Raw genomic sequence first — 5,805 nt, forward strand, 5'->3', positions numbered from 1 at the left:
TGCAGCCCCGCCGCCTCCAGCGTCAAAGGCGCCGCCGGGCGGGGCGCGGGGCCGGGTGCCGGCGGCCGGTCCAGCGACGCCTCGATCACCGCGGCATAGCGCCCGGCCACCGCCTCCAGCCCCATCTCGGCCAGCGCATGCGCCCGGCCGCGGGCGCCGATCGCCGCCGCCCGGTCCGGCGCCGCCGCCAGCGCCCGCAGCACGCGCGACAGCAGCGGCACGGTCTCGGTCAGCGGCAGGTGCAGCACCGCGTCGCGCGGCAGCTCGGCATAGGCGGCGGTGTCGGAGACGATGCAGCAGGTGCCGGCGGCGAAGGCGCGGGCGAGCGAGCCGGAGCTCTCCCCGGTCGAGGGGAAGCGCAGGTTCACTAGGACGTCGGCGGCGGCGATGTGGTCATCGAGCGCCGCTTCCTCCAGGTAGCCGGTGACGGCGGCGCGGCCGCGCAGCGCCGGCCGCTCGACGATGGCGCGGGCCAGGTCGTATTCCTCCGGCCGCTCGGCCCCGGCATGGATCCAGCGCAGGTCGGCGCCGGCCTCGCAGGCATGGTCCAGCGCCGCCAGCAGCCAGTCGAAGCGCTTGGCGGCGGTGGCGAAGCCGGAGGTGACGACGAGGAAGTCGCCCGGCGCGATCCCCAGCCGCGCCCGCGCCGCCTGCCGGTCCGGCATCAGCACGGGCGGGACGAAATGCGGGATGACCTCGACATGCGCGGTCGCCGCCGGGCCATGCACCAGGCGCAGCCGGTTGCGGGCGTAGCGGGAATGCACGACGACGGCGCGGGCGCGCGCCAGCGTCTCCCCCGCCAGGTCGAACAGCAGGTGGTCGGCGGCGGTCTGCACCCGCTCCTCCCGCCAGTGCCGGGCGAAGATGGCGGACAGCCCGGGCAGGGACGCGGCCATGCCGGCGCGGATCGTCCCCGCATCCTCGCCCATCGTGCCATACAGGTGCAGCAGACCGGGATCGTGCAGGGTGACGACGCCGGGCACGCGGCGCAGCGCCCGCAACACGAAGCCATGGCCGGGATTGTTGCCCAGCTGGTGCAGCGCCCGCGGCCCGGCGCCGCGATGCGCCAGCGCCGGGTCCACCAGCGCGACGCCATCCGGCACGCGGGCCAGCCAGTCGTCGCAGGCGGCGCGGCAGCCGTAGCGGTCGGACAGCGCGGCGAGCAGCACATAGGCGTAGTCGGCGATGCCGTTGCGTTCCGGCGGCAGGGGCGTCCAGACGGTCAGCCGGTCGCGCGCATCGGTCATCGGTTCGTCACCATGTCGCCGGGCTGCGGCGCGATCATTGCCAGAAAGCACACGAAGTCTTGAAGTGCAAACTATGCCATGGTACCGCCGTGGGGCATGGACGGCAGCGGCAGCAGCCCCTTCCCCTTTCTCATGGTCGGAGCGGGGCCGCATCGCCTGGCGCTGCGTGCCCTGCGCAGCCTCGACGCGCCCGGCCCGCTGCTGCTGCATTGCCGCGGGATCGAGGTGGGGCGGCTGGAGCCGCGCGGCCGCATCGCCGCCGGCACGATCCTCGAATTGCCGGTGGCCCGGCTGCCGCATGTCCCACTGCCGGCCGAGCTTCGCCTCTCCGCCACGCCGGACGGGCCGGACCTGGCGCCGCCCTGGCCGCTCGCCGGCGCCGCCGCGGCGCTGACGCTGCTCGGCCCGCCATCGGTGCGGGCGGAGGATCTCTACCTCGACCACGGCATGCTGCGCGGCACGGGTCGGGAGGAGCGGAACGGCCTGATCGAGCCGGTGCTCTATGCCCGCATCAACGGCGCCACGGCGCGGGCGGTGAGCGTGGACCCGCCGGTCGGCCTGCCGGAAGGCGGCTGCGCCTTCCGCTTCGCCCTGCCGATCCTGCCGGCCGACCTGGCGGAAGCCGGGCTGACGGTCGAGCTGCACATGGTCGGGCAGGACACGCCGCTCGGCCATTTCGCCTGGACGCGGGCCGGCGCCGGCGCGCAGGACCGCCGGCTGGCCGAGCTGGAGGCGCGGCTGCGGCAGATGGAGGAGGAGCAGTCGGTCCTGCAGCGCGACCTGCAGGAGAAGCTGCGCCGGCAGGTGGCGGTGCAGCAGGAACGGGTGAACGGCTTCATCGCCGCCGCCGCCACCCTGCTGCTGGACCGGCTGGCGACGGCCCCGGGCGCCGAGCAGGATGCGCTGCGCGGCCTGCTGGCGCTGACCGCGCCGCCGCAGGCCGCGGTGCCGGCTGGCGAGGCCAGCGGCCGCCAGGTCCGGGTGGCGCCCGAGGATGGCGTCTTCGGCGCCGGCTGGCACATGGAGGAGGTCTATCCCTCCGGCTCCTTCCGCTGGATGAGCCCGCGCGGCCTGGTGCTGAACCCGGCGCCGGAGCGGCTGCTGGCCGGCGTGACGCTGGAAGTTTGCCACCTGTATCGGGCGGATGCGCCGGCGCTGACCGCGACCCTCGACGATGCCGCGGCGGCGGTGGAGGTCGAGGCCGACGAGTATGGCGGCTTCCGCGTCCATATCGCGCCGCCGGCGCCGCGCGCGGTGCGGCTGCTGCGGCTGGTCAGCCTGACCGGCGGCAGCCCGTCCGAGGATGCCGGCGGCACCGACCGGCGCGTGCTGTCCCTGGCGGTCTCGCGGGTGGTGTTCGACTACGCCGGGTGACGGACCCGGGCATCGTCAGGATGCGGGGCATGCGGGTCCGGCGCGCCGCCGCGCCGCGCCGGCCGGGGCGGGTGCAATGCCTGCGGCATGGCTGATGCATACATGCCTGATGCATATATGGCTGATGCATACAGGCCGGGCGCCCGGACGGGCGGCGCGGCTCCTGCCGCCCGGCGATCGACAGCCGTCGGCATAGGGCCTCGGGGCTTCGCCATCCGGGTTCGGCGGCGGTCTCGGCCCATGGCTTCGGCCGCCGCTGGCCTGCCCGGATACCCGCCAGGCATCGGCGTTCCGGCCGGGCGGAGCGCGTTGCATGCCGGCACCGGCACGGCGCGCCCGGGTCGAGGTGTCGCGGGATGGTGGTGGTTGGGGCGCCAGGATTCGAACCTGGGAATGGCGGTACCAAAAACCGCTGCCTTACCGCTTGGCGACGCCCCACCCGCCGCGTGGCCGGTGAATAGGGGTCAGCCCCCCGTCTCGTAAAGCCCCCCGGCCTCCCGCCACCACCGGCCCGGCAGCAGCGGCGCCGCCGCCCGCGCCGCCGCGGCATCGGCGAAGAGGCCGAAGCAGGTGGCGCCCGACCCGCTCATCCGCGCCAGCAGGCAGCCCGGCAGGGCGCGCAGCGCCGCCAGCACCTCCGCGACGACGGGGCAGAGGGCGATCGCCGGCGGCTCCAGGTCGTTGCGCAGCGCCGCCAGGGCGCGCGCCATCGCCGCCGCGTCCGGCCAGGCGGCGGGCAGCGCGGCGGGCGGGGTGAAGCCGCCGGCGCGGGCCTTGAACACCGCCGGGGTCGGCAGCGCGACGCCCGGATTCGCCAGCAGCAGGCCGCAGGGCGGCAGCGCGGGCGCGGCCGACAGCGCTTCCCCCACCCCCTGCATCCGGGCGGGACGGGACGCGACACAGACCGGGATATCGGCACCGAGCGGCGCGGCGATCGCGGCCAGCCGCGCCTCCCCCAGCCCGAGGCCCCAGAGCCGGTCCAGCCCGCGCAGCGCCGCCGCCGCGTCGGCCGAGCCGCCGCCGATCCCGGAGGCCACGGGCAGGCGCTTGGTGAGCACCATGGCGGCCCGCGCCGGCACGCCGGCGGCGGCCGCCAGGGCGCGCGCGGCGCGCAGCACAAGGTTGTCCGGCTCGGCCGCCAGCGTCGCGCCGAAGGGCCCCTCCAGCGCCAGAGCCAGGTCGTCCGCCGGCGCGACGCGCAGCGCGTCCGCCACCGGGCCGAACACCGCCAGGCTGTCCAGCAGGTGGTACCCATCCTCCCGCCGCCCGGTGACGTGCAGGTACAGGTTCACCTTGGCCGGCGCGGACTCGGAAAACATCAGCGCTGGGCGGTGCTGGCGGGGTAGCCGGGCAGGCCGTCGCGCAGCTTGGCCTCGATCCGCGCCAGCTCCTCCGGCTCCGGGTCCAGGGTGGAGGCGCGGCGCCACTGGAAGGCCGCTTCCCGCTGCCGGCCGGCCACCCAGTAGGCATCGCCGAGATGGTCGTTGATCAGGCTGTTGCGCGGCTCCAGCTCCACCGCCTTCTCCAGCCAGGTCACCGCCCCGGGCAGGTCGCCCAGGCGGAACAGGACCCAGCCCAGGCTGTCGGCGATGTTGCCGTCCTGCGGCCGCAGCTCGGTCGCCCGCAGCAGCATGGCCTTGGCGCGGTCGAGGTTCTTCCCCTGCTCCGCCCAGGTATAGCCGAGGTAGTTCAGCACGTAGGGCTGCTCGGGCGAGAGCTCGAGCGCGCGGAGCAGGTCGGCCTCGGCCCGCGGCCAGTCGCCGGAGCGTTCGCGGGCGATGCCGCGGGCATAGAGCAGCGGCCAGTCGCGCGGCTTCACCTCGCCCAGCCTGGCGATCGCCTGGTCATAGGCCACCGCCGCCTCGGCGAAGCGGCTGCGGCCGCGCAGCAGGTCGCCCAGCCGGGTCGGTGGCTGCGGCATGGCCGGGTAGGCGTCGGACAGCCGGCGCAGCAGCGCCACCGCCTCCTCCGTCCGGTCGAGCTTGTCGAGCAGCCCGGCGCGGCGCAGGCCGATCACCGGCGCCAGCGGGTCCTCGGCGGCGACGCGGCCGAGCACGCCGAGCGCATCCTCCTCATGCGCCTGGTCGGCCAGCGCATCCGCCACCATGACCAGGGCCGGGCCGAAGCCGGGCCGCAGCCGCAGGGCAAGCTGCGCCAGCACCAAGGCCACGTCCGGGGAGCCCTGGCCGCGCAGCGCGCCGGCCAGGGCCGTATAGGCCTCCGCCCAGCCATCCGCCGGGGAGGCAACGCCGCGCTGCGCCAGCAGGGCGCGGCGATTGGCCTCGGCGGCGCCGAGCGCCGCGTCGTCGCCGCCCTCGGCGATCTGGTCCAGCAGCCGCGCCGCCTCCTGCGGCTTGCCGGCGCGGCCCAGCACGCCGCCGGCCAGCACCGCCAGCCGCCAGATCGGCTGCGGCTGGTCGGCGACCGCCATGCGGGCGAAGCGCTCCGCCTCCCGCGTCCGGCCGGCGATGTCGGCGATCAGGGCGGCGTGCAGGGCGTTCAGCGCCCGCAGCCGGTTGCCCTCGGCCAGGGGGCGCAGGATGGCGAGCGCCTGGTCCGGCTGGCCGCGGCCAAGCTGCAGCCAGGCCAGCAGCACGGGCTGCAGGACCTGCAGCGGGCCGCCGCGGCCGATGCCCTTCACCCGTTGTTCCGCCCGGTCCCAGCGCCCGGCCTGCAGGTCGGTGCCGGCCAGCAGCAGGGTGGCGGCGGGGTTGTCGGGCAGCCGGCGGGCGAGCCGCACCGCATCCGCCCTGCCGTCGAGCAGGGCGGCCATGAAGGCGCGGTTCAGCAATTCCGGCTGGTCGGGGTCGGCCTTCAGGGCGGCGAGGAGGTAGTCCGCAGCCGCCTGGGTATCCGTCTCGGCGCTGGCGAATCGGCCGGCGAGATAGGCGCCGAAGGCACCGCTGGCGGCGCCCTGGCCGCGCGGCCCGCCCTGGCCGGGCACCCCGCCGGCGGCGCAGGCGGAAAGGAGCGCGGCGGCGAGCAGCGCGAGCCGCGGCGAGGGTCCCGGAAACTGCATGCGCGGCAGGCTAGAGCAGATCGCCGCCCAGTGGAATCGCCGCGGCGCACTCTCCCCCGCCATTCCGCCCGCGCCCGGCGCCCGCCACGCCGCCCGGGATCGGCGGCGGCATCGCCCGGCGCCAGGGGCCCGCGACGCGCGGCCCCGATCCCCGGCCGCGACGCG

General features: G+C 76.5%; 4 protein-coding genes and 1 tRNA gene. 1 reads left to right on the forward strand and 4 read right to left on the reverse strand.

The window, feature by feature from the left end; translation table 11 throughout:
• A partial coding sequence (locus tag E2C05_RS34390) for a glycosyltransferase family 4 protein (RefSeq protein WP_158292411.1) occupies window positions 1-1,247 on the reverse strand: 1,247 nt, incomplete at its 3' end.
• A gap of 96 nt (window positions 1,248-1,343) precedes the next feature.
• On the opposite strand from E2C05_RS34390, the gene E2C05_RS27890 reads away from it, so the two are divergent.
• Entirely contained in the window at window positions 1,344-2,621 is a 1,278-nt protein-coding gene (locus E2C05_RS27890; RefSeq protein WP_205083135.1) for a hypothetical protein, read from the forward strand.
• A gap of 363 nt (window positions 2,622-2,984) precedes the next feature.
• Here E2C05_RS27890 and E2C05_RS27895 read toward each other — a convergent pair.
• The 3 genes from E2C05_RS27895 to E2C05_RS27905 all read right to left on the reverse strand — a co-directional run bounded on the left by E2C05_RS27895 (window position 2,985) and on the right by E2C05_RS27905 (window position 5,640).
• Window positions 2,985-3,059 (reverse strand) — tRNA-Gln (locus E2C05_RS27895).
• A gap of 26 nt (window positions 3,060-3,085) precedes the next feature.
• Window positions 3,086-3,940: a 4-(cytidine 5'-diphospho)-2-C-methyl-D-erythritol kinase gene (locus E2C05_RS27900; RefSeq protein ID WP_133222913.1), complete on the reverse strand. Its 855-nt coding sequence runs from the start codon at window positions 3,938-3,940 to the stop codon at window positions 3,086-3,088.
• Window positions 3,940-5,640 carry a tetratricopeptide repeat protein gene (locus E2C05_RS27905; RefSeq protein WP_133222914.1) on the reverse strand — a complete coding sequence of 567 codons (1,701 nt, stop codon included), beginning with the start codon at window positions 5,638-5,640 and terminating at the stop codon, window positions 3,940-3,942. The genes E2C05_RS27900 and E2C05_RS27905 overlap by 1 nt, the downstream gene beginning before the upstream one ends.
• Window positions 5,641-5,805 lie beyond the last annotated feature (165 nt).

The sequence above is a fragment of the Paracraurococcus ruber genome (genome assembly GCF_004353985.1).
Taxonomy (GTDB): domain Bacteria; phylum Pseudomonadota; class Alphaproteobacteria; order Acetobacterales; family Acetobacteraceae; genus Paracraurococcus; species Paracraurococcus ruber.

Bases quoted from the DNA above. Each gene is read 5' to 3' on its own strand.
- E2C05_RS27905 (WP_133222914.1), bottom strand. From the start codon at position 5,640: ATGCAGTTTCCGGGACCCTCGCCGCGGCTCGCGCTGCTCGCCGCCGCG.
- E2C05_RS27900 (WP_133222913.1), bottom strand. From the start codon at position 3,940: ATGTTTTCCGAGTCCGCGCCGGCCAAGGTGAACCTGTACCTGCACGTC.
- E2C05_RS27890 (WP_205083135.1), top strand. From the start codon at position 1,344: ATGGACGGCAGCGGCAGCAGCCCCTTCCCCTTTCTCATGGTCGGAGCG.